At 71.7% G+C, this 21,348-nt stretch carries 20 protein-coding genes and 1 pseudogene; 12 read left to right on the top strand and 9 right to left on the bottom strand.

Annotation, left to right across the window (positions count from 1 at the left end):
- Positions 1–240: 240 nt before the first annotated feature.
- The 3 genes from AB0E85_RS35765 to AB0E85_RS35775 are packed head-to-tail and all read left to right on the top strand — an operon-like array spanning position 241 to position 3,280.
- Entirely contained in the window at positions 241–1,098 is an 858-nt protein-coding gene (locus AB0E85_RS35765) for an enoyl-CoA hydratase (RefSeq protein WP_361936428.1), read from the top strand.
- The gene (locus AB0E85_RS35770) at positions 1,098–2,273 is read left to right on the top strand and encodes an acyl-CoA dehydrogenase family protein (RefSeq protein WP_361936431.1); all 1,176 of its coding nucleotides are present in this window, start codon (positions 1,098–1,100) and stop codon (positions 2,271–2,273) included. The genes AB0E85_RS35765 and AB0E85_RS35770 overlap by 1 nt, the downstream gene beginning before the upstream one ends.
- Entirely contained in the window at positions 2,273–3,280 is a 1,008-nt protein-coding gene (locus AB0E85_RS35775) for an acyl-CoA dehydrogenase family protein (protein WP_361936434.1), read from the top strand. The genes AB0E85_RS35770 and AB0E85_RS35775 overlap by 1 nt, the downstream gene beginning before the upstream one ends.
- A gap of 10 nt (positions 3,281–3,290) precedes the next feature.
- Here AB0E85_RS35775 and AB0E85_RS35780 read toward each other — a convergent pair whose 3' ends face one another.
- From AB0E85_RS35780 to AB0E85_RS35795, 4 genes are read right to left on the bottom strand one after another with little or no spacing between them, the layout of a single operon-like run.
- Entirely contained in the window at positions 3,291–4,355 is a 1,065-nt protein-coding gene (locus AB0E85_RS35780) for a nitronate monooxygenase (protein ID WP_361936437.1), read from the bottom strand.
- Entirely contained in the window at positions 4,352–5,125 is a 774-nt protein-coding gene (locus AB0E85_RS35785; RefSeq protein WP_361936439.1) for a CoA-transferase, read from the bottom strand. The genes AB0E85_RS35780 and AB0E85_RS35785 overlap by 4 nt, the downstream gene beginning before the upstream one ends.
- Positions 5,122–5,988 (bottom strand): CoA-transferase, encoded by an 867-nt coding sequence (locus tag AB0E85_RS35790; RefSeq protein WP_361936442.1) that lies wholly within the window; start codon positions 5,986–5,988, stop codon positions 5,122–5,124. The genes AB0E85_RS35785 and AB0E85_RS35790 overlap by 4 nt, the downstream gene beginning before the upstream one ends.
- Entirely contained in the window at positions 5,985–6,782 is a 798-nt protein-coding gene (locus AB0E85_RS35795; protein WP_361936445.1) for an enoyl-CoA hydratase family protein, read from the bottom strand. Before AB0E85_RS35795 ends, AB0E85_RS35790 begins: the two co-directional genes overlap by 4 nt.
- Positions 6,783–6,861: 79 nt before the next feature.
- Here AB0E85_RS35795 and AB0E85_RS35800 point away from each other — a divergent pair, with 79 nt between their 5' ends.
- The 4 genes and pseudogenes from AB0E85_RS35800 (at position 6,862) to AB0E85_RS35815 (ending at position 8,988) form a co-directional block, all read left to right on the top strand.
- On the top strand, positions 6,862–7,638 hold the full coding sequence (locus tag AB0E85_RS35800; RefSeq protein ID WP_361936448.1) for an SDR family oxidoreductase: 777 nt from the start codon (positions 6,862–6,864) through the stop codon (positions 7,636–7,638).
- 37 nt (positions 7,639–7,675) lie between these two features.
- The gene (locus AB0E85_RS35805; protein WP_361936451.1) at positions 7,676–8,584 is read left to right on the top strand and encodes an SDR family oxidoreductase; all 909 of its coding nucleotides are present in this window, start codon (positions 7,676–7,678) and stop codon (positions 8,582–8,584) included.
- Between the two features lie 9 nt (positions 8,585–8,593).
- Positions 8,594–8,770 (top strand): annotated as a pseudogene (locus AB0E85_RS35810) (hydrolase); the annotation flags it as partial.
- Positions 8,713–8,988: a hypothetical protein gene (locus AB0E85_RS35815; RefSeq protein ID WP_361936454.1), complete on the top strand. Its 276-nt coding sequence runs from the start codon at positions 8,713–8,715 to the stop codon at positions 8,986–8,988. The pseudogene AB0E85_RS35810 and the gene AB0E85_RS35815, both read left to right, overlap by 58 nt.
- A 468-nt stretch (positions 8,989–9,456) precedes the next feature.
- Here the strand turns inward: AB0E85_RS35815 and AB0E85_RS35820 are convergent, their stop codons facing one another.
- The 3 genes from AB0E85_RS35820 to AB0E85_RS35830 form a co-directional block, all read right to left on the bottom strand.
- The gene (locus AB0E85_RS35820) at positions 9,457–10,014 is read right to left on the bottom strand and encodes an XRE family transcriptional regulator (RefSeq protein WP_361936457.1); all 558 of its coding nucleotides are present in this window, start codon (positions 10,012–10,014) and stop codon (positions 9,457–9,459) included.
- A gap of 28 nt (positions 10,015–10,042) precedes the next feature.
- On the bottom strand, positions 10,043–12,154 hold the full coding sequence (locus AB0E85_RS35825) for a helix-turn-helix domain-containing protein (RefSeq protein WP_361936460.1): 2,112 nt from the start codon (positions 12,152–12,154) through the stop codon (positions 10,043–10,045).
- A 112-nt stretch (positions 12,155–12,266) separates the two neighbouring features.
- Positions 12,267–12,842 carry a peptidase inhibitor family I36 protein gene (locus AB0E85_RS35830; protein ID WP_361936463.1) on the bottom strand — a complete coding sequence of 192 codons (576 nt, stop codon included), beginning with the start codon at positions 12,840–12,842 and terminating at the stop codon, positions 12,267–12,269.
- Positions 12,843–13,148: 306 nt separating this feature from the next.
- On the opposite strand from AB0E85_RS35830, the gene AB0E85_RS35835 reads away from it, so the two are divergent.
- The 3 genes from AB0E85_RS35835 to AB0E85_RS35845 all read left to right on the top strand — a co-directional run bounded on the left by AB0E85_RS35835 (position 13,149) and on the right by AB0E85_RS35845 (position 15,819).
- Entirely contained in the window at positions 13,149–14,657 is a 1,509-nt protein-coding gene (locus tag AB0E85_RS35835; RefSeq protein WP_361936466.1) for a cryptochrome/photolyase family protein, read from the top strand.
- Positions 14,658–14,883: 226 nt separating this feature from the next.
- Positions 14,884–15,342: a hypothetical protein gene (locus AB0E85_RS35840; RefSeq protein WP_361936468.1), complete on the top strand. Its 459-nt coding sequence runs from the start codon at positions 14,884–14,886 to the stop codon at positions 15,340–15,342.
- 90 nt (positions 15,343–15,432) lie between these two features.
- The gene (locus tag AB0E85_RS35845) at positions 15,433–15,819 is read left to right on the top strand and encodes a hypothetical protein (RefSeq protein ID WP_361936470.1); all 387 of its coding nucleotides are present in this window, start codon (positions 15,433–15,435) and stop codon (positions 15,817–15,819) included.
- A gap of 176 nt (positions 15,820–15,995) precedes the next feature.
- Here the strand turns inward: AB0E85_RS35845 and AB0E85_RS35850 are convergent, their stop codons facing one another.
- Positions 15,996–17,168 (bottom strand): epoxide hydrolase family protein, encoded by a 1,173-nt coding sequence (locus tag AB0E85_RS35850; protein ID WP_361936472.1) that lies wholly within the window; start codon positions 17,166–17,168, stop codon positions 15,996–15,998.
- A 101-nt stretch (positions 17,169–17,269) separates the two neighbouring features.
- Between AB0E85_RS35850 and AB0E85_RS35855 the strand changes: the two genes are divergently transcribed.
- Positions 17,270–17,845, top strand: a complete 576-nt coding sequence (locus AB0E85_RS35855; RefSeq protein WP_361936474.1) for a CGNR zinc finger domain-containing protein — start codon at positions 17,270–17,272, stop codon at positions 17,843–17,845.
- A gap of 147 nt (positions 17,846–17,992) precedes the next feature.
- On the opposite strand, the gene abc-f is transcribed toward AB0E85_RS35855, so the two are convergent.
- Positions 17,993–19,645 carry a ribosomal protection-like ABC-F family protein gene (gene abc-f, locus AB0E85_RS35860; RefSeq protein WP_361936476.1) on the bottom strand — a complete coding sequence of 551 codons (1,653 nt, stop codon included), beginning with the start codon at positions 19,643–19,645 and terminating at the stop codon, positions 17,993–17,995.
- A 201-nt stretch (positions 19,646–19,846) separates the two neighbouring features.
- On the opposite strand from abc-f, the gene AB0E85_RS35865 reads away from it, so the two are divergent.
- Positions 19,847–21,223, top strand: a complete 1,377-nt coding sequence (locus AB0E85_RS35865; protein ID WP_361936478.1) for a pyridoxal-dependent decarboxylase — start codon at positions 19,847–19,849, stop codon at positions 21,221–21,223.
- Positions 21,224–21,348: the final 125 nt, after the last annotated feature.

The following is a 21,348-nucleotide window of genomic DNA, read 5'->3' on the forward strand; positions in this document are numbered from 1 at the left end:
CGGTGCCGTTCGCCGGCGAGGCGTGCGGCTGACGCGACGCTCCCCCGGCACCGGTTCGCCGCAGCCGCGCGCGGTACCGCGGAACGTCGGTGAGGTAGGGGCGCAACCGGGCACGGGCCTCGGCGTGGACCTCCTCCGCGGTGCTCGTGCGCGGTGCTCATGCGCGGCTCCCGGCGGCTCTCGACTGCTGACGAGCCGTACGTTAACCTACCAAACACTTGTTAGGGAAGGAGGTTGCGGATGTCCGCCGACCGCACTGCGCCCCCCGAACCCGTCCGATACGAGCGCCGCGGCGCCGTCGCCCTGGTGACGATGGACCGGCCCGAGTACCGCAACGCCCAGAACTCCGCGATGACCTACGCCCTGGACCGCGCCTTCTACCGAGCGGCGGAGGACGACGAGGTGAAGGTCGTGGTCCTCGCCGGAGCGGGGAAGCACTTCTCCGCCGGCCACGACATCGGCACCCCTGAGCGGGACGCGCACCTGCCCTTCGACCGCAAGGCCGGACTCTGGTGGGACCACTCGCAGAAGTCGGGGGCCGAGAGCCGCTTCGCCCGCGAGTCCGAGGTGTATCTGGGCATGTGCCGGCGCTGGCGCGAGCTGCCCAAGCCGGTCATCGCCTCGGTACAGGGCGCGTGCGTGGCAGGCGGGTTGATGCTCGCCTGGGTCTGCGACCTGATCGTGGCCTCCGAGGACGCCTTCTTCGCCGACCCGGTGGTACGCATGGGCATCCCAGGGGTCGAGTACTTCGCCCACCCGTGGGTGATGCCGCCGCGTATCGCCAAGGAGTTCCTCTTCACCGGCGACCGGATGAGCGCGCGGCGCGCCTACGAGGTAGGCATGGTCAACCGTGTCGTGCCCCGGGCGGAACTGACCCGGTGCGCCCTGGAGTTGGCGGAGCGGATCGCGGCGATGCCCCGGATGGGGCTGGCGCTGACGAAGCGTGCCGTCAATCAGGCGGAGGACCTCCAAGGTCTGCACGCGGGGCTGGACTCGGTCTTCGGACTGCACCATCTCGCCCACGCCCACAACGCCGAGACCGGCGACGATCCGCTCGGCGGGATGGACGTGCGCGCGATGAAGGAGGCCCGCCCCTGATGGACCTCGACTTCACCGCCGCCGAGGACGCCTTCCGTGCCGAGGCCCGGGACTGGCTCGCCGCCCGCGTGCCGAGCGTTCCGCTGCCGTCGCTGGAGACCGCCGAGGGGTTCGCCGCCCACCGGGAGTGGGAGGGCACGCTGTTCGCCGACCGCTGGTCGGTGGTCTCCTGGCCCGAGCGGTTCGGCGGACGGGGCTCCTCCCTGCTGGAGTGGCTGATCTTCGAGGAGGAGTACTACCGGGCCGGCGCGCCCGGCCGGGTCTCGCAGAACGGCATCAACCTGCTCGCCCCCACGCTCTTCGAACACGGGACCGGCGAGCAGCGTGCGCGCGTCCTGCCGACCATGGCGAGCGGTGAGGTGATCTGGGCGCAGGCCTGGTCCGAGCCGGAGGCGGGGTCCGACCTGGCCTCCCTGCGGTCCGTCGCCGTACGGGCGCAGGGCGGCTGGCGCATCAGCGGTCAGAAGACGTGGTCGTCCCGGGCGGCCTTCGCCGACCGCGCGTTCGGCCTGTTCCGCAGCGACCCGGACGCGGACCGGCCGCACCGGGGCCTGACGTACCTGATGTTCCCGTTGGACGCGGACGGGGTGACCGTGCGGCCCATCGGGCGGCTGGACGGCAAGCCCGCCTTCGCCGAGGTGTTCCTCGATGACGTCTTCGTGCCGGACGAGGACGTCATCGGCGAGCCGGGCCAGGGCTGGCGGGTCGCCATGAGCACCAGCGGCAACGAGCGCGGCCTGACCCTGCGCAGCCCTGGGCGCTTCACCGCCGCGGCCGACCGGCTCGCCTCGCTGTGGCACTCCACCGCGGACTCCGATTGCGGCGGCACCGCGCTGGGTGACCGGGTCGCCGACGCGCTGATCGGCGCGCGGGCCTACCAGTTGTTCACCTACGCGCATGCCTCGCGCATCGCCGCGGGTGGATCGTGCGGCGCCGAGTCCAGCCTCAACAAGGTCTTCTGGTCCGAGCTGGACATCGCCCTGCACGAGACCGCCCTCGATCTGCTCGGCCCCTGCGGCGAGCTGTCCGACGAGGCCACCGAGGCGCCCGGGCACGGTAGTTGGGCCGATGGCTACACCTTCTCGCTGGCCGGGCCGGTCTACGCCGGCACGAACGAGATCCAGCGCGACATCATCGCCGAGCGGCTGCTCGGCCTGCCCAAGGGACGCCGGTGATGCGTTTCCTTCTCGACGACGAGCAGCGGGAGTTCGCGCGCACCCTGGACGGCATGCTGGGTTCGGCCGGCACACCCGGCGTCGTACGCTCCTGGGCGTCCGGTGATCACGGACCCGGACGGGCCCTGTGGGGCAGGCTCGCGGAGGCCGGCGTCTTCGCCCTCGCCGTTCCGGAGGAACATGCGGGCCTGGGGTTGCTGCCCGTGGAACTGGCCGTCGCCTTCGGTGAGCTGGGCCGGCATGCCGTGCCCGGCCCGCTGGCCGAGACGGTCGCCGCAGGCGCCCTGCTGAGCCGGCTCGGGGGCGACCCGGCCCACGTCTGGCTGCCGCAGCTCGCGTCCGGCAAGGCCATGGCGTCCCTGTGCCTCCTGTCGCCAGGGGGCAGCCCGTACGCGCTGGACGCCGACGCCGCGGACGCGGTGTTCGTCGTGGACGGCGACACCGTACGGCTCACGGACTCGCACGGCCCCGTGCAGCCGTCGGCCGACCCGGCGCGAAGACTGGCCCGCCCGCTCGCAGGGGTGGTGGTCACGCAGGGGCCCGCCGTGGCAACGGCAGCCGCGTACGCCGCCGATGTGGCGGCGCTGGTGACGTCGGCGCAGGCCCTGGGTCTGGGGCGGGCCCTGCTGGAACGCACGGTGGAGTACGTGCGGCAGCGCACCCAGTTCGGGGTGGCCGTCGGCTCGTTCCAGGCCGTGAAGCACCGACTGGCCGACACCCTCATCGCCCTGGAGTTCGCCCAGCCGCTGGTCCATGCCGCCGCACTGGCCCTGGCGGCGGACGATCCGGCGGCGGGCCGGGAGGTGGCCGCGGCGAAGCTGTCGGCCTGCGAAGCGGCGTACGGGGCGGCGCGTACGGCCCTGCAACTCCACGGCGCCGTCGGCTACACCGAGGAACTGGACCTGTCCCTGTGGATGCGCAAGGCCCGCCCCCTGCGCACCGCGTGGGGCACTCCGGCCGTATGCCGGGCCCGGGTACTGGCGGGCGGGTCGGTGCGACGAAGCTGACGGCCGGTCCTCAGACGACGGCCGGGAGCCTGCCGAGCGTGGTGTGTGCCTCGGCCATGATCGCGTCGACGAGTTCGGCGCAGGACGGCAGGTCGTCGATGATCCCTCCGACCTGGCCGCAGGCCATCACGCCCAGGTCGGTGCGGCCGTCGACCATCGCGGCCTTGAGCAGCATCGGCGTGTTGGCGGCCAGCAGGATCTGGCTCCAGGTCAGGTCCTTGCCGTGCTTCATGGCCAGGCCGTCGCGTACCAGGCCGGTCCAGCTCATGCCCGACTCCCGTTTGAGGGCGGAGGCGTGCCGCAGGGCGCGCAGCAGGGAGGCCGCGCGGCCGGAGCGCTCCAGCGCGTCCACCAGGTCGGTGCGCAGCATCCGGTGGGGCAGGCCGTCGACCTTGGTGGTGACGGTGACGTCCTGGACGCCCGCGGCGAGGTAGCGGGCCTTGACGGCGTCGGGGACGGTGCTGTCGGAGGTGAGCAGGAAGCGGGTGCCCATGGCCACTCCGGCGGCGCCGTAGGCCAGGGCCGCCACCAGTCCGCGTCCGTCCCGGAAGCCGCCCGCTGCGATGACGGGGATGTCCACGGCGTCCACGACCTGCGGCAGCAGCACCGTGGTGGCGACGCTGCCGGTGTGGCCGCCTCCCTCGCCGCCCTGCACCAGCACGGCGTCGGCGCCCCAGGCCGCGACCTTCTCGGCATGCCGCCGGGCGCCCACCGAGGGGATGACGACCACGCCCGCGTCCTTCAGACGGGCGATCAGCTCCGGTCGCGGCGCGAGAGCGAACGAGGCCACCTTCACGCCCTCGTCGAGGATGATCCGCACCCTCTCCCCCGCGTCCGAGGCGTCGGCCCGCAGGTTGACCCCGAAGGGCGCGTCGGTGCGGGACCTGACCTCGCGCACGGCCGAGCGGAGCTGCTGCGGGGTCATGGTGGCGGATGCGAGGATGCCCAGGGCTCCGGCGTTGGCGGCGGCGGAGACGAGACGGGGCCCGGCCACCCATCCCATGCCGGTCTGGACGATGGGGGTGCGCACTCCGACGAGTTCGGTGAGAGCCGTGGCGATCGCTGTGTCGCTCATGCGGGCACCTCACGCTCGCGGGCCCCGTTCGGGTCGATGACCTCGCGGACGAGGCGCAGCTCCTCGGCGGTGGGCTCACGGGTGTACGGCACGTCGTCCGGGACGGCGAGGGCGAAACCGGTGGCTTCCAGGATCTGCTCGACGGTGACCCCCGGGTGCCGCGAGCGCAGCCGCATCGAGTGGTCCGGGGTGGCGAAGTCGAAGACGCCCAGGTTGCTGATCACCTCCGGGACGTGGTGGAAGCGGGTGGCCGACGGGCCGGCCTCGGCCGCACGGTCGTACCCGACTCCGCACACCATGTCGACCCGCTGCACGAAGACGCGCGGGGAATGCTTGGGCACCCAGTAACTGGTGGGGTTGTTCAGGGTGTTGACCGGTGCCCCCCGTACGCCCAGCAGCTGCCGGGCGGGACGGGCCCAGTCGCCGATGCACGAGATGTTCTGGTTGCCGTGGCGGTCGATCTGACTGGCGCCCATCATCACGTGCCGCCGCCCCGTGGCCACGAGCGCCAGGTGCTGACGGTAGGGCAGCCAGCCCTCCACCACCTGGGCGCGGGCACCGAGCGCCGGGACGTCTCCGATCAGCAGGGCCTCGCCGTCGGTGAGCAGCAGGTCGGGCGCGAACGTCAGCTTCGCCAGCCGGGCCCCGAGGGCGGGGACGGTGCCCATGGGGGCGGCCAGGACCTCCCCGGCGTGGCGCCAGGCCTCCGCGCAGGCCACCACGCAGTACTCGGCGCGCGTCACGCCGGTCGTCGTCGCACCGCTGCTCATGCCCGCTGCTCCTCGTGGAAGGCCTTGACGGCGGCCTGGTACGCCTCTTCGTCGCCGGACAGGAACCGCTCGGTGAACCTCCGCCAGGCCTCCGGGTCGCGCGCGGCCCGGGCGTAGGCCTGCTGGAACGGCTCGTCGCGGTCCTGGTCCGGGACGCAGGAAGTGAAGTGCGCCCCGTTCGGGGTCTGGACGACGCCGTTCACGAAGGCCCGTTTGACCAGCAGGGTCTGCGGTCCCGCCTCCTTGAGCAGATCGGCGGTGTCCACGATCCGCTCGCAGGAGACGTAGGAGGCGGCAGCGGCCTGGCAGAAGAGGTCGTCGAAATACGGGTCGGGGCCGAGGTACTGCGCGTTGCCGTGCGGGTCCGCCCGGTTGAGGTGGACGAGCGCGGCGTCCAGGCGCAGGGCGGGGACCGCGACGAGTTCTTCGGCGTCCTCGTAGGGCGAGGTGACGGTGCGCAGGTGGGGGTTGACCTTCATCACGTCGGAGCCGAGACCGGCCCGGACCGGCAGGAAGGGCAGCCGCTGCGCGGCGGCGGTCAGACCCCACATGAACATGGCCTCGTCCAGTTCCACCAGGTCGAAGGCCCCGCGCTGCCGGGCAGCGGTGAAGTGCGGTTCCAGGGGGACGGAGTCGAGGGTGACGAACGGGGCCACGAGGGTGCGGATCCGTCCCGCCGCGGCGAGCAGGCCGACGTCGGGACCGCCGTAGGACACCACGGTCAGGTCGGTGATGCCGGAGCGCAGCAGTGCGCGGATCAGGGCCATCGGCTTGCGGCGCGATCCCCAGCCGCCGATGCCCAGCGTCATGCCGGAACGGAGCCGGCCGACCACTTGCTCTGCGGTCATCGTCTTGTCAGTCAACGCGGCTCCCCCTCCGTCGACTTGGAGGACATGGACGACTCGGACGAGGCCGGCCGGGGCGACATGAACGCCTCGCGGTGCCGGTCCGACACGCCGCTGAGGTTGGCCTCGAACGTGAAGCCCTGCTCGAAGCGGTAGCTGCGGCGGACGTCCACCGGGTCGATGCCGTTGATCGATGCCTTGGCGAAACGGATGAGCAGCCCGTCCTTGGCGGCGATCTCCCTGGCCAGCTCCATGGCCGCGGCGAGCAGCCGCTCGCGCGGGACGACCCGCCAGACCGAGCCGTGGCGGTGCAGTTCGTCGGCCGTCACGGTGCGCGAGGTGTAGTAGAGCGTCCGCATCAGGTGCTGGGGGACCAGCCGGGCCAGGTGGGTGGCCGCGCCGAGCGCACCCCGGTCCAGCTCCGGCAGCCCGAAGGTGGCGTCGTCGCTCGCCACGATCGAGTCGGCGTTGCCCACCAGTCCGATGCCGCCGCCCACGCAGAAGCCCTGCACCGCGGCGACCACGGGGACCTCGCAGTCGTAGACCGCTGCGAACGCCTCGTAGCAGCCGCGGTTGGTGCCGACGAGCGCCGTGTACCCCTCGGTGCGCTGCATCTCCTTGATGTCGGCGCCGGCGTTGAACCCGCGCCCCTCGGCGGTGAGGACGACGCAGCGCACACCCGGATCGGCCCCGGCGGCGCGCACCGCGGCGGCCAGGTCGTACCAGCCCTGTACAGGAAGGGCGTTGACCGGCGGGAAGTCCACGGTGATGACGGCGATGCCCTCTTCGGGGCTTGTGGTGGAGACACCCATGAGCGCATCAGCTACCTTTCCACCAAACGTTTGTTAGGCATGAAGGTAGCAGCGGAGTACGCCTCGCGGGAGGTCCCCCATGGCAACGATCACCGACCTGAGCGGACGCGTCGCGGTGGTCACCGGCGGAACGAGGGGCGTGGGCGCGGGCATCGCCCGGGCTCTGCTGGAGGCCGGAGCCGAGGTCGTGACCTGCGCCCGGCGCCCCGCGGACCGGCCTGTCGAAGCGGCCGGGCGCACCGCCCGGTTCCACCCGGTCGACCTGCGTGACGCGGACGCCGTCGGCGGCTTCTTCACCGACGTGAGGGGCGACTACGGCAGGCTGGACGTCCTCGTCAACAATGCCGGGGGCACGCCGTACCGGATGCTCAAAGAGGGCGGGGCCGAACGGCACGCACGGGTCGTCGAGTTGAACCTGCTCGCCCCCCTGAGCGCCTCCCTCGCCGCCTACGAGCAGATGCGCGCCCAGCCCGGCGGCGGGTCGATCGTCATGATCGGCAGTGTCAGCGGCAGCCGTCCGTCACCGGGCTCGGCGGCCTACGGCGCGGCCAAGGCGGGGCTGGAGCAGCTGGCCCGCAGCATGGCCGTGGAGTGGGCCCCGCTGGTCAGGGTCAACACCCTGGTCCTCGGCATGGTGCGCACCGAACTGTCGCATTTGCACTACGGCGACGAGGACGGCGTCGCGGCCGTCGGCCGCACGGTGCCGCTCGGCCGGCTCGCCGACCCGGACGAGGTGGGCGACGCCTGTGTTTTCCTCGCCTCCGATCGGGCGGCGTACATCAGCGGTGCGAGTCTGCTCGTCCATGGCGGTGGCGAACGCCCCGCCTTCCTCGATGCCGCAACCGCCAACGACTGACCTCGCTTTCCCGACTTCCAGCGGAAGGACCCGGAGCATGTCCGGACTGTGCAGCGAACGAGTCGCCATCGTCACCGGGGCGGGGCGCGGACTCGGCCGGGCGCACGCCCTGGCCCTCGCCGCCGAGGGGGCGAAAGTCGTCGTGAACGACCTCGGTGTCGGCCTCGACGGGACCGGATCCGGGACGGGGCCCGCCCGGCTCGTCGTCGACGAGATCGTTGCCCGCGGTGGGCAGGCGGTCGTCCACAGCGGGGACATCGCCACGGCGGAGGGCGCGGCCTCGTTGATCCGCGCCGCCGTCGAGACCTACGGCCGCCTCGACACCCTGGTCAACAACGCCGGGTTCCTGCGCGACCGCATGCTGGTGAACCTCGGCGAGGACGACTGGGACGCCGTCATGCGTGTCCATCTCAAGGGGCACTTCCTCCCGCTGAAGTACGCGGCGGCCCACTGGCGCGCGGTGGCCAAGGCGGGCCGTGTTCCGGCGGCCCGGGTCGTCAACACCAGCAGTGGAGCGGGGTTGCTCGGGAGCGTCGGCCAGGGCAACTACTCCGCGGCCAAGGCCGGGATCATCGGGCTGACCCTGGTCGCTGCCGCCGAGTTGGGCCGTTACGGCGTCCTCGTCAACGCCATCGCCCCGGCGGCGCGCACCCGGATGACCGAGGCGACGTTCGCCGAGGCCATGGCGGCCCCCGGCACCGGTTTCGACGCCATGGCCCCGGAGAACGTCTCCCCGCTCGTCGTGTGGCTCGGCTCCGCGGCCTGCGCCGGTGTGACGGGACGGGTCTTCGAGGCGGAGGGCGGCCGCATCACGGTCATGGAAGGGTGGCGCCCGGGGCCCACGGCGGACAAGGGTGGCCGGTGGTCCCCGTCCGAGGCCGGGGAGGCCGCGCTGAAGCTCCTCGCGGAGGCGACGATCCCGGAACCGGTGTACGGGGCGCAGTGAGCTCCTTGCGGCACACTCGTCGACACCGAACGCCTGTGGTGGGAGGCGGTGCCAGAGGCAGCCGGGCGGGAGCTGACGGAAGCGGACCAGCCGGAGGTGCTCGGCCGACCGGTCGAGCACACCGCCGCGTGGCTGGCCTCGGACTCGGGCCGGCCCGCCACCGAGCTCGCCGCCGCGCCGCACCGACGCCCTACGGGCCCTACGAGGCCGTATTCGACGGTCTCCCCACGTCCGAGCTGATCGCCCACGAAGGGGCCCGTCTCGCACAGATGCGGGACACCGTGCGCTGGACCGCCCGCTCCGCCGGGCCCGGCCGGCCCGTGATTCTCACCGGGGACTTCAACACTCCCTCCCACGTCGGACCATGCCGCGGTGGTCACCACGCTCTCTACCGCGCGGAGTGACCAGCGGTCCGCGGGGTCGTGCGGGCTTCGTGTCTCCACGCCGGTCTCATGCAGCGGTCCCGCGGTGCGCTGCCTCGTCCGGATCGCCCAAGGGGCGTGTCAGCCCGTCGTCCACCTCCGGCCGGCGGCCCGGCTCCGTCTCGTCCAGCACCCAGTAGTGCCGGCAGTCGTCACACCGGTACACCCCGATCCCCGCATCGATCGTCAGCACCGCGCCCCGAGGGCACCCACTGCCGTCACCACGGCCTGCGCACTCCAGTTTCCCGGTATCCCCCATGGGTCGAACCGTGCGCCGCACCCGGCCTGGTCGACAGGGTGCCTTCCGGGCGCACAGGAGCTTGAGGCACGCACACCACCTCAACCACCCCCGCCAGTCCCACACGCGTCGGAATCCCGCACCGCGCGCCGACGGGTGGGTCAGGCCGGAACGGTAGCCCCCGGCGCTCGGTTCGTCGCGGCACTCTGCATTCAGTAGTCGAAATCGATGTAGTCGATGTCGTTGATGGCGACGTCGGAGAGCCCCATGGCGCGGGCTCCGCCGTCCTGGAAATAGGTGGTCCGGAACCCGTCGGCGATGATCTGACGCAGTTGCCGGTCGGAGGCACCGGCCTCACGGGCATCGAAAAGCTGCTGGGCGTACTCCGGGGGGAGGTGCACGGTGAGGCGACGGAAGCGGCCGTCGTCGGTCGTGCCGACCGGGGCCGTGTAGCCGAAGCGGGCTCTTGTCTCCACCGTGATGCCGCGCCTGGTGGCGGCCTCGGCGCGCCGGCGTCTGCGGACCTGAGGCTGCCAACGGGACCGGACGGCGGCATCGATCCTCTGCTGGATCTCCTGCGGCGGGCGTTTGCGCTCGCCCGTGCGGTAGCGCTCCACCGACCGCCGGCTCACCCGGAGCTCCGCTGCGACGGCCCGTGTCGTCTTCAGCTGCCTCATCAGGAAGTTGATCTGGCCCTTGAGCGTCTTCGGCGGCCGGCGCGTGTAGGACTCCTGGTCGGCGCGCTCGATGGCGTCGTCGATTTCTCCCACGGCGTCAGTTCCCTTCCCCGGTCACACGCTACTCGCCTTCGTCCAGGACGGCGTCGCCGCCCTTGACGTGGCGGGAGGGGTTCAGGCCCTTCTCCATCAGGTCGACCGCCCAGAGCATCTCCTGGACGCCTTCCAGTTTCGCCATGCCCGGGCTCGGGCCGAGGCGGAAGCCGCCGGGCTGGGGCTTGCCGGAGGCGGCGTAGGGGAGGAAGTCCAGCGGTGAGGGGCCGGGGCTGGGGTAGACGACGCAGTCGGACAGCACCGCGAGCGGGTACAGGCCCGTCATCCGGGACATGTTCAGCAGTTTGCGGTGCATGTTGACCCGTGCCTTGGCGATGACCGCCGCGCGGATGTCGGGGCGCCAGGTCGGCCGTTCCAGGGCCGGCCACCGCTCCCCCTCCTTGTAGTGCCGGCCCTGGGGGCGCTCGCGCAACTTGCCGATGCCGCCCTTGACGGTCGCCTTGATCGCCGCGAGGACGGCGGTCAGGGCCGGGTCGGCTTCCTTGTGCCGCTCCATCGCCGCGAGGAAGGCCTTGTCGTCCAGGTCCCGGGTGACCCCGAGGTCGGCGAGGGCGTCGAGGTAAGCGGCCTTGAGCCGGTCGTGCCACGGATCCAGGTACGCGCCGGTCTCCCGCCGCAGGTACGCCTCCAGCGGCCGTACGTTGTAGCCGAGTTCCTGGGCGTAGGCGACGGTGTGCGTCTGGTACCAGGCCGGGCCGACCGGCCGCTCACCGCTCGGCGTGAACGGGCTGGGCAGGCGCGGGTCGAGGTCCACGTGCGAGAGGTCCACCAGCCAGGAGCCGGGGATCTTCGGATTGAACTGCGGTGCGCGGAAGTGGTCCGGCGCGGACAGCCCGACGGTGAGCCGGGCGGCGGCCGCGAGGAACGCGGTGTTCAGGTCCAGGCCGACCGCATAGGGCAGGTGGCACTCGTCGTCGGTCAGCAGATCGACGTCCCGGACCCACTGGTACGCCTCCTCGTTCAGGAAGCCGCCCTGCCAGCCGGAGTTGACGACCACGGGATGTTCCGGCGTGGCCTCCGGCGGTGCCGGGTCCATCGGTTCCGTGCCGAGGCTGCCCGGATTGTGGCCGGGGATCCAGTTGCCGGTCGTCTCGTCGCGTACCGCGCGGGTGGGCGGGCGCAGGGCCGTCATCAGCTCCAGCCCCGAGACGGCCGTGGAACCGCGCGGGGTGATGACGCGCTGGGCGTAGACACCGAGGACGCGGGCGATGTCGGCCGGCTCCATCTCGGCGAGGCCTGGCCAGGACCGCTCGTCGAGGGCGTCCCAGGACAGGAGTGCCAGCTGCACGCACTGCCGCTGGGTGCCGTGCGCTTTGCGGTAGATGCGCGCCCACGGGCCGAACCCGCGCTGGGTGAGCTGCCACTTCGCCTTCGTCACCTGCTTGACGACCGGGTGGTCGTCGGGCAGGCGCAGGGAGCGGCGTTGCTCATGACCCTCCAGGCGTTCGGGGAGCCCGAGCTTCACGGCAGCGGCGGCGGTGAGGACGATCAACGGGTCGGCGTCCTTGCCGTTGCGGTGCAGGCGCGGTGCGCCGAGGCCGGACTCACGCAGCGTCCACTCCACCAGCTCCGGCACGGACGCGGCGGGGCAGTCGAGGACGATGCCGTCGACGCCGTATGCGGAGCCGTCTGCGTCCAGCACGGCCAGCGGGCCGTGCGGGAACCGTGCGTCGGCGGCGGGCTGACGGGGCGTTTGCGGCGCCGGGCGGCGCGGTGCCGTGGCCGGGCGCCGGGGGGCGCTGCGCTCCGGCGCGACGGGTGCCCCGGTGGGAGCGGCGCTCTCCGGCTCCGTCTCCTCGGATGCGGGTGGACCGCCGAGCGTCTTCCGCGACTCCGGGTGGGGCGGGGCGTCCGGGACCGGGGCGCTGTGTGCGGGGTACCTCTCGGCCCAGCCGCGGAGCAGACGCTGGTAGGCCTCCAGGCGTGGCGACTTCGGCTCGGAGCGGCCGTTCTCGTAGTTTTTCACCGTCTGCGTCGTGGTCTTCAGCGCCTGGGCGAGGCGGGCCTGGGTGATACCGGCGGCCTCACGCAGCCGGGCCCGCTCCGCCGGGTGCGGGAGCTGCGGCTCCTCTTCCAGCAGAGCGTCCACGTTGGCGAACAGCTCTTCCTCGGATGCCATGTCGGACCACCTCCACCCCGACCCTACCAACCCTTACCCCGCCTCTTAACCTGTGCTTTAACCCAGGTCACGGCGTGTCCCGGCTCTGGCAGGCAGGCCCCGGGACGAGCTGCTAGCAGGGCCTGACGAACCAGACGGGGGTCCAGTCATAGCTCGCGACGCTGAAGGGGGCGTCGGGGGTGGTGTGGATGACGTTGCGGTTCCGGTTCTTGAACACCGCCCGGGTACCGGGGGTCTGGTTGTTGTAGTAGGAGCCCTCGCCGGTCCAGTTCTGCAGCGCATGGTCCTGGCAGTGGTACAGGGCAAGCCGGTCGCCCATACCGAGTGTCTGGCGGAACATGCAGAAGTACGTGTAATCGCACTCCCATTGTGCGGCGGCACGGCGTGCGGTCGGTGCGCTCAGGTCACGTACGTATCGCTCGCCGGGCACGGTGACCGTCAGCTTGGCGCCGTCGGCCAGGGCGATCTCGTTCGCCGAGACCTGCCGTCCGTCCTGGCGGGCGAGGTAGCGGTCCACCTTGGCCTGGAGAGCGTCGGCGTCGTCCCGGCTGAGGCCGGCAGCGCGGGCCTGCTTGTCGAAGGCCGCCGGGGTTCTTGCCGTGTCCGCGGATGCCGGTCCCGTCAGTCCGACGGCCGACAGGGCCAGGGCTGCAACCGCGAGAGATGCGTACCGCTTCAGAATGGACATGCCGTTCCTTTCCTGAGGAGGCGAGAGGGACAGGGATCCTGCCCATGCCCAGGCGATCGCCGGGCAACGAACAGGTCAAGGTGGGGCGCACACCGGTGGTGGGGCACACGGCGATGCGCTGCGGCCTTCCCCGGAACGTACTCACCCTGATCGCCGGCGTCTTCCTGACACCTGTCAGGACATTGCAGTCACCAAGGGAGAACCACTGAGCACCCGTACGGGGGATGCTCTCCGGTCCGCCGCATCCGGTACCGCTCCGGTGGGCGAACCCCCCGCATGCCCCGCCCCTGACGGAAGGCTCCCCGCATGTCCACCCCGCACTGGCTCTTCGGCGACCAGCTCGGCCCGCATTTCCTCACCCCCGCCCCTGAGCAGGGCCCCGACCGCGGGGCGCCCGTGGTGATGGTCGAGGCGAAGTCGGTCTTCCGGCGCAGACGATTCCACCGCGCCAAGGCCCATCTGGTGCTCTCGGCGATGCGGCACCGCGCGGCGGAGCTGGGTGAGCGGGTGACGTACGTGCGGGCGGAGACCTACCGCGAGGGTCTGCGCCGCGCGGTGGGCGACGCTCCGGTGACGGTGTGCCATCCCACTTCGTACGCGGCGCTGCGCCTGGCGCGTTCCCTGCCGGGGGTGCGGGTGCTGCCCGCGCGTGGCTTCCTGGTCTCGCACGACGAGTTCGCCGGCTGGGCCGAGGAGCTCGGTGGGCGGCGGCTGCTCCAGGAGAACTTCTACCACTGGGTGCGCGAACGGCACGACCTGCTGATGGACGGCGGCGGCCCGGCCGGAGGCCGCTTCAACCACGACCACGCCAACCGCGAGCCTCCGCCGCGCGGCGCCTCCGCACTGGACGTGCCGGGGCCGTACCGGCCGCGGGAGGACGAGATCGACGCCGAGGTACGCCAGGACCTCGACCGGTGGGAGCGCGAGGACGGGGTGCGGTTCGTCGGCCGGGACGGCCCCCGCCTCTTCCCCGCCGCCCGGCGTGAGGCTCTGTCGGCGCTGCGCCGCTTCGTGGCGCACCGGCTGTCCGCCTTCGGGCCGTACGAGGACGCGATGCTGGCCGGCGACCCGGTGATGGCCCACAGTCTGCTGTCGTCCTCGATGAACCTGGGGCTGCTGCACCCCGTCGAGTGCGTGGAACACGCCGAGCGCGCCTGGCGGGAGGGCAGCGTCCCGGTGAACAGCGCCGAGGGGTTCGTCCGGCAGGTCGCGGGCTGGCGGGAGTACGTCTGGCAGCTGTACTGGCATTTCGGCGAGGACTACCGGCACGGCAACGCACTCGGGCACACCCGGGAGCTGCCGGCGTACTTCGGCGAACTCGACGCGGACGCGGTCACCGCCCGCTGCCTGGCCACCGTGCTCGCCCAGGTCCGCGACACCGGATGGACGCACCACATCCCCCGCCTGATGGTGCTGGGCAGCCACGCCCTTCAGCGCGGCTGGGACCCGGCCGCCGTCACCGACTGGTTCCACCGCTGCTTCGTCGACGGTTACGACTGGGTGATGGTGCCGAACGTGGTGGGCATGTCCCAATACGCGGACGGGGGCCGGATGACCACCAAGCCGTACACCTCCGGGGGCGCCTACATCCACCGCATGAGCGACCTGTGCGACGGCTGCGCCTTCCGGCCGACCGACCGCACCGGCCCGCGGGCGTGCCCCTTCACCGCCGGCTACTGGGCCTTCCTCCACCGGCACAGGGACCGCTTGTCCGGCAACGCCCGGATGCGCCGCGCGGTGCAGGGCCTGGACCGGCTCCGCGACCTCGACGACGTGCTGCGCGAGGAGCGGCACCGGGGCGACGGGGCGCCTTGACGCGTGCTGGTCGGCCCAGAGGTGCCGCCCGACCCGGTAGTGCGGTACCTGGTGCTCCTCACTGTGCAACGGGAGAGCCAGCGCGCGTCGTGCATGCCGTTAGCAGCGGGCGCTGCCCTGACATGTGTCAGGAGTTCAGCGGCCGCTTCCTCGCTACGGTCGGTCCATGGCGCTGTCCGCAGGTCAGCGCCTTCACCTTCGAAACGGGGAACCCATGAGTCACTCCATGGACCGCAGGACTCTGCTCAGGTCGGCCGGGTCCGCCGCGGTAGCGGGATCGCTCGGCGCGCTGGGTGTCGCGGCGCTGGCGACGCCCGCACACGCCGCGGCCGCAACGATCAACACCGACCAGGTGATGGCCACCACCAACCGCGTGACACACGCCCCCGACCAGCGCGGAACCATCGGCATCGAGCTCCGCTCCGGCTACTACAACGGCTACCAGTACGGCTGGGGACGGCTCGTCGGCTCCGGCTGGGACCCGCGCGGCTGGATCTGGCTCGACATCAGCAGGGACGGCGGCAGAACCTGGTCCTTCGCCGACGGCACGTATCTGTCGGACGGCACGGGCTATGCGCACACGTCCGGGTGGCTCACTCAGTCCGACCCGAACTACGTCTTCAGGGCCTGCTACGACAGCAACTTCAGGGCAGTCAACCCGTACATCCAGAGCGGAATCTGGTAGCGGCGGCGCGGCCTTCTCCAGCGGCGCCGTCCACCTCACGGGTCCCACGGCCCGGACCTTGACCACCAACTCCACCACAGGGGGATCACCTTGAAAGCACCCACGCGCAAGCTCTCCGCCCTCGTCGCCGGCGTGGCACTCACCGCTCTGGGCTCCGTCTTCTCCGGTACGGCCGAGGCCGCCAACCCGTGCTGGTGGGGCGATGGCGGCATGCGGATGTACTGCAACAACGTCTCGGGGGCGACGGTCTACGCCACCCCCGACACCAGCCGTCCCGTCGGCAAGATGTACTCGAACCCGAGCTGGTTCGAGTGCCGCAGGGACACCGGCGCCTACGTCGGCGGCCCGCACCCGAACCGTTGGCTCTGGACGCAGGCCGACAACGGCAAGTGGGGCTGGATGAAGGACACGGACATCTACAGCGAGACCGACCCGGTCCCCACCCACATCGGCAACGGCATCCCCCAGCCCTGCTGACGCCGGCACCTCGACCGCCCGGGCCGTCTCACCACACTCTGAGGCGGCCACGGCGAGGACCCGGGAGCAGTAGCTCGGTCGCCGCCCTTTCAGCCACCGATAGGCGCAGACCCCGTTGCAGCAACGGTCCTGAGCCGGGCCACCGGTCACCGAGTGCCGGTTTCACCGAGCCGCGTTCACCTCGAAGCGGCCAGCACGGCCGCAAGGCCCTCTTGCAGGTCCTTGACGAAATACTCGGGCACCTCCAGCGACGGGAAATGTCCGCCGGTCTCGGGTGACCTCCAGCGGACGATCTGCCGGTACCGCTCCTGCGCCCAGGGGCGTGGGCACTTCTCGATGTCGCGGGGATACATGCTGATGGCCGACGGGACGTCGACCCGCAGTTCGGGATCCAGCGAGTTGTGGCTTTCGTAGTAGATGCGGGCCGCCGACGCGCCGGTGCGCGTCAGCCAGTAGAGGGTGACGTTGTCGAGAATGCGGTCCCTGGAAATCCTCTCGAACGGGCTGTCCTCGGTGTCCGACCACTCGGCGAACTTGTCGAGGATCCAGGCGAGGAGGCCGACCGGCGAGTCGACGAGCGAGTAGCCGATGGTCTGCGGTCGGGTCGCCTGCTGCTTCGCGTATGCGGCGCGGTGGCGCCAGAAGTGGCGTGTTTCCTCGGTCCACCTGCGTTCGACCGCCGTCAGCCCGTCCGTGGTCACCCCGGGCGGTGCCTCCGCGAACGTGGTGTGGATGCCGAGAACGTGCGCCGGGAACCTGCCGCCGAGAACCGTGGTGATGTTGCCTCCCCAGTCACCGCCCTGGGCCACGAACCGGCTGTAGCCGAGCCGTCCCATCAGTTCCACCCATGCGGCAGCGATCCTCTCGGTTCCCCACCCGGTGGCGGCCGGCTTGTCGCTGTAACCGAAGCCGGGCAGCGACGGGACCACGACGTGGAACGCCCGCGCGTCCGCGTCCCTCGGATCTGCCAGCTCGTCCACCACATCGATGAACTCGGCGATGCTGCCCGGCCAACCGTGCGTGAGGATCAGTGGAGTGGCATCCGCGCGGGCGGACCGGCGGTGCAGGAAGTGGATGCCCAGATCATCGATGGTCGTGCGGAACTGGCCGATACGGGCAAGACGCTCTTCGAACGCCCGCCAGTCGTACCCGGTGCGCCAGTAGTTCACGACATCGACGAGGTCGGCGAGCGGAACGCCCTGTTCCCATCGGCGAGGGTCGGGCGCGGGGCGATGGACCGTTTCGGTCTCCGGAAGTCGCGCCGCGGCGAGTCGGGCGCGCAGATCGTCGAGGTCGGCGTCGGTTGCGTGGGCTTCAAATGCTTGCACGTCACTGGTCGGACGGGGCATGAGGACTCCTGCCATCGCGGAACCGGCTACGAACTGTCAAGAACCGGCTAAGACGGTTCTAACAGCCATCGCATCAGGCCGCAACCGGCTAAGGTGGTTCCATGCGTGATGAGTTCCCTGACTTCCGTCTCGGCAAGGTGCTGGCGACCAGCTTCACGGCGACTCTGACGGAGCGTCGCGGCGACGCCGTGGAGCGCATTCCCACGCCGCACCGACTCGTCGACTGGCTGGCAGTGAGTGGCCTCGCCGTGGACTCCTGCACCACTGCCCAGCTCGACGTCGCCCGGGAACTGAGGGAGTCGATTCACGCCGCCGCGACAGCGGCCGCGACGCAGGAACCGCTCCCTGAACCCGCCGTCCACGTCATCAATCACCGCAGTGTCGAAGGCCGGGCTGCCGCGATCCTGACGCCTGGAGGAAAGCGGCAGTGGCGGCTCGGCTCGGATTCCGGTGTGGAAGACGCCCTGAGCGTGATCGCCGCCGATGCGATCAGCATCATCGCCGGTGAACGGGACGGGAGATTGGCCTTGTGCGCATCACCAACCTGCCGAGCCGCCTTCTTCGACACCAGCCAGAGCCGCACGCGCAGATGGTGCGACATGAACACCTGCGGGAATCGCCAGAAGAAGGCGCGCTTCCATGCCAACCAGCGAAAGAACCCCGGATCAGCGGATTGAGTCAGCGGCCGGCCCTCTCCAGGGTGGCCGTGCGCGTACGTGGGTGACGGCCGACCATTGCCGGAGAAGCAGTTGCCGGCACTCGGCAGGCCGTCGTGAACTCGTCGGTGTGCCACCCCGCCGGGATGATGTGCGTGCCTCCTCCGGTCAAAGCCTGCGGCCCGCGCGCAGCTCCAGCCGCTCCCCTTCGAAACGCGCACGGAAGCCGCGGTCGTGCGAGACCGCGACCACCGCCCCCGGGTACGCCGCGAGCGCGGCCTGAAGGTCCTCGACGAGGTCGAGCGCGATGTGGTTCGTCGGCTCGTCCAGTACGAGGAGGTCCGCCGGCCGGGTCACCAGGCGCGCGATCTGAAGCCGCCGTCGCTGGCCGACGGACAGGGCGGCCACCGGGACGTAGAGGTCCTCCTCCCGGAACAGGCCCAGCGCCAGGAGCTGTTCGGTGTACTCGTCCGGCAGTCCGGGTTGCCCGGCAGCGAACGCGGCGAGCAGCGGGAGCCGTGAGGGGTGCGCGGGCAGTTCCTGCGGGAGGTGGCCGATCCGGGCAGGGCGACGCGCCGTGCCCGCGTCCGGCTCCAGGTCGCCCGCCAGGACGCGCAGCAGCGTCGTCTTGCCCGCGCCGTTCTCCCCCGTGACCAGCAGGCGCTGTCCGGGCGCGATCGTCAAGGCGCCGTCCAGACGCAGCCGCTCCCCCACCCGTACGTCGTTGAACTCGGCGAGGGCTCCCTGGACCGAGCCGTCCGCCGCCGACAGCGCCGTGGTGAAGCGGAGCGGTGCCGGGGGCGCTGCCACCGGGTGGCGCAGCAGTTGGGCCAGGCGCTCCCGGACGGAGCGCACCTGCCCGCCGAGCTTCGCCTCGCTGGACCGGCGGTGCTTGCCGAATCCCTGCTTCGGGTCGCGACCGGTGGTGGCGAGCCGTCTGCCCGCGGCGTCGAGCAGTTCCTCGGTGCGGGCCACCTCGGCGGCCCAGTCCGCGTACCGCTGCTGCGCGGCGCGGCGGGCGGCGGCCTTCGCGGCGCGGTAGCCGCTCCAGCCGTCGCCGTACCGGCGCACGGTGCGTTCGTCCCGGTCGACCTCGAGGATCGTGGTGGCGATGCGCTCCAGGAAGCCGCGGTCGTGGGTGACCGCCACGACGGTGCCGCGGTGTGCGCGCAGGTGCTCCTCCAGCCAGTGCACTGCCGCCGCATCGAGATGGTTCGTCGGTTCGTCGAGAAGCAGCAGCTCGGGGGAGGCGACCAGGACGCAGGCGAGCGCGAGCCGCGACTGCTCACCGCCGGAGAGCGAGCCGAGCAGGCGGTCGCGGGCGACCCCGGCGAGCCCGAGTCCGTGCAGGGCGGCGTCGACGCGGGCGTCCGCCGAGTAGCCGCCGCGTTCCTCGTACGCGATCAGCAGGTCGCCGTAAGCGGCGAGCTCCTCGTCCGAGGCGCCGGCGAGGGACTCCTCTGCCGCACGGAGCTCCCGCTCCATGGCACGAAGTTCGGCCAGGGCGAGGTCGACGGCGTCCTGCACGGTGCAGGACGGATCGAGGTCGAGGGTCTGCGCGAGGTGGCCGGTGCCGCCGGGGAAGCGGACGGTGACCTCCCCGGCGTCGGGCCTTTCGGCTGCGGCGAGCAGCCGCAGCAAGGTGGATTTGCCGGCACCGTTCTCACCGATGACGGCGGCCTTCTCGCCCGGGCGGACGGTGAAGGAGACCTGATCGAGGATGGTTCGGGTGCCATAAGACTTGGTGACGTCCTTGACCGACAGTTGCGTCACGGCAGCGGGGGCGGCGGTGGGCAGGGCGAAACGGGCGCGGTCGCGCATATGACGTTCCCTGGTGGCGTGCGAAGGGTCTACGGGCAGCAGAAACGGCGGCGTCGGCCGTGCCCGGACTCAGACGAAGAAGAGGAAAGCCATGCCCCCACCTTAACAAGACGGACCGTCTCGTATCAACTCGTTACGAACAGGCCAGTCGCCCTCCATTGGCCGTTCCCGGCCGCTCGCACGGGCGGATACGGTCCGGGCATGGACGAGCTGACCAGGGTCATCCGCCATGCCGCCGAGCACGCCGCCGCTTATCGCCGCTCACTGCCCGGGCGGCCCGTGGCGCGCCCGGTGGACCACGCGGTCCTGCGCGCCGCCTTCTCCCGTCCCTTGAACCACTCCCCCGCCGACCCGCTCACGGTGATCGACGAGTTGGTGACCGCCGCCGAGACGGGACTCGTCGCCACCGCGGGGCCCCGCTTCTTCGGTTTCGTGGTCGGCGGGGCGCTTCCCGCGGCCACCGCTGCGGAGATCCTGGCCGCCGGGTGGGACCAGAACGCCTTCAACGCCGCGCTCTCGCCCGCCGCGCTGGCCGCGGAGGAGGCGGCGGGCGTCTGGCTGAAGGACCTGCTCGGGCTTCCCGCCACGGCGTCCACCGGGTTCGTCACCGGCGGGCAGGCGGCCAACACCGCGGGACTCGCGGCAGCCCGGCAGCACCTGCTCACCGAGGCCGGCTGGGACGTCGCGCGCAAGGGGCTGGGCGGCGCCCCGCGCCTGCGGGTGGTCGCGGGCGAGGAGCGTCACGCCACCGTCGACCGCTCGCTGCGGCTGCTCGGCCTGGGCACCGACCGCGTGGAGACGGTCCGCACCGACGGACGCGGCGCCCTCGACACCGAGGACCTCCGCCGCGTACTGGCCTCCGACGCGGACACCCCGGCGATCGTCTGCACGCAGGCGGGCAACGTGAACACCGGGGCGTGCGACGATCTCCGTACCGCCTGCGATGTCGCGCACGCCCACGGCGGCTGGGTGCACGTGGACGGCGCCTTCGGCCTGTGGGCGGCCGCGAGCCCGTCGACCCGCCCCCTCGTCGACGGCGTCGAGCTGGCCGACTCCTGGGCCTGCGACGGCCACAAGTGGCTGAACGTGCCCTACGACTGCGGCTACGCCTTTTGCTCCCGCCCCGCCGTCCACGCCGATGCCCTGGCCTACACCGCCTCCTACCTCACCCGCGCCGACGGTGCTCCGGCCGGTGGCGCCGACTACACCGTCGAGTCCTCCCGCCACGGGCGCGGCTTCGCCACCTGGGCGGCGCTGCGTGAACTCGGCCGGGACGGCGTCGCCGCCCTCGTGGACCGCTGCTGCTCCCTCGCCCGCCGTTTCGCCGCCGGCCTGACCGCGGCGGGCTTCGATGTGGTCAACGACGTGACGCTCAACCAGGTCCTCGTCGGCTTCGGTGACGACGCCCGCACCGACCGGGTGGTGCGGGCCGTGCAGGACGACGGCACCTGCTGGATGGGCGCCACCACCTGGCGCGGCCGACGGCTGATGCGCATCTCGGTCTCCGGCCACTCCACGACCGAGGCCGACGTGGACCGGTCGATCGCGGCGATCGTGCGGCTGGCGCGGGCGTCATGACCTTGGCGGACTCACCTCTTGCACGGCTTCGATGCCGGCTTGCACGGCTTCGAAGCCGACGGATCCCATCCGATCGAAAAAGTGTACGTTTCATGCTGTTCTGGACTGCAAATGAGATCTAACCT

This window comes from Streptomyces sp. NPDC029044 (assembly GCF_040637495.1).
GTDB lineage: Bacteria > Actinomycetota > Actinomycetes > Streptomycetales > Streptomycetaceae > Streptomyces.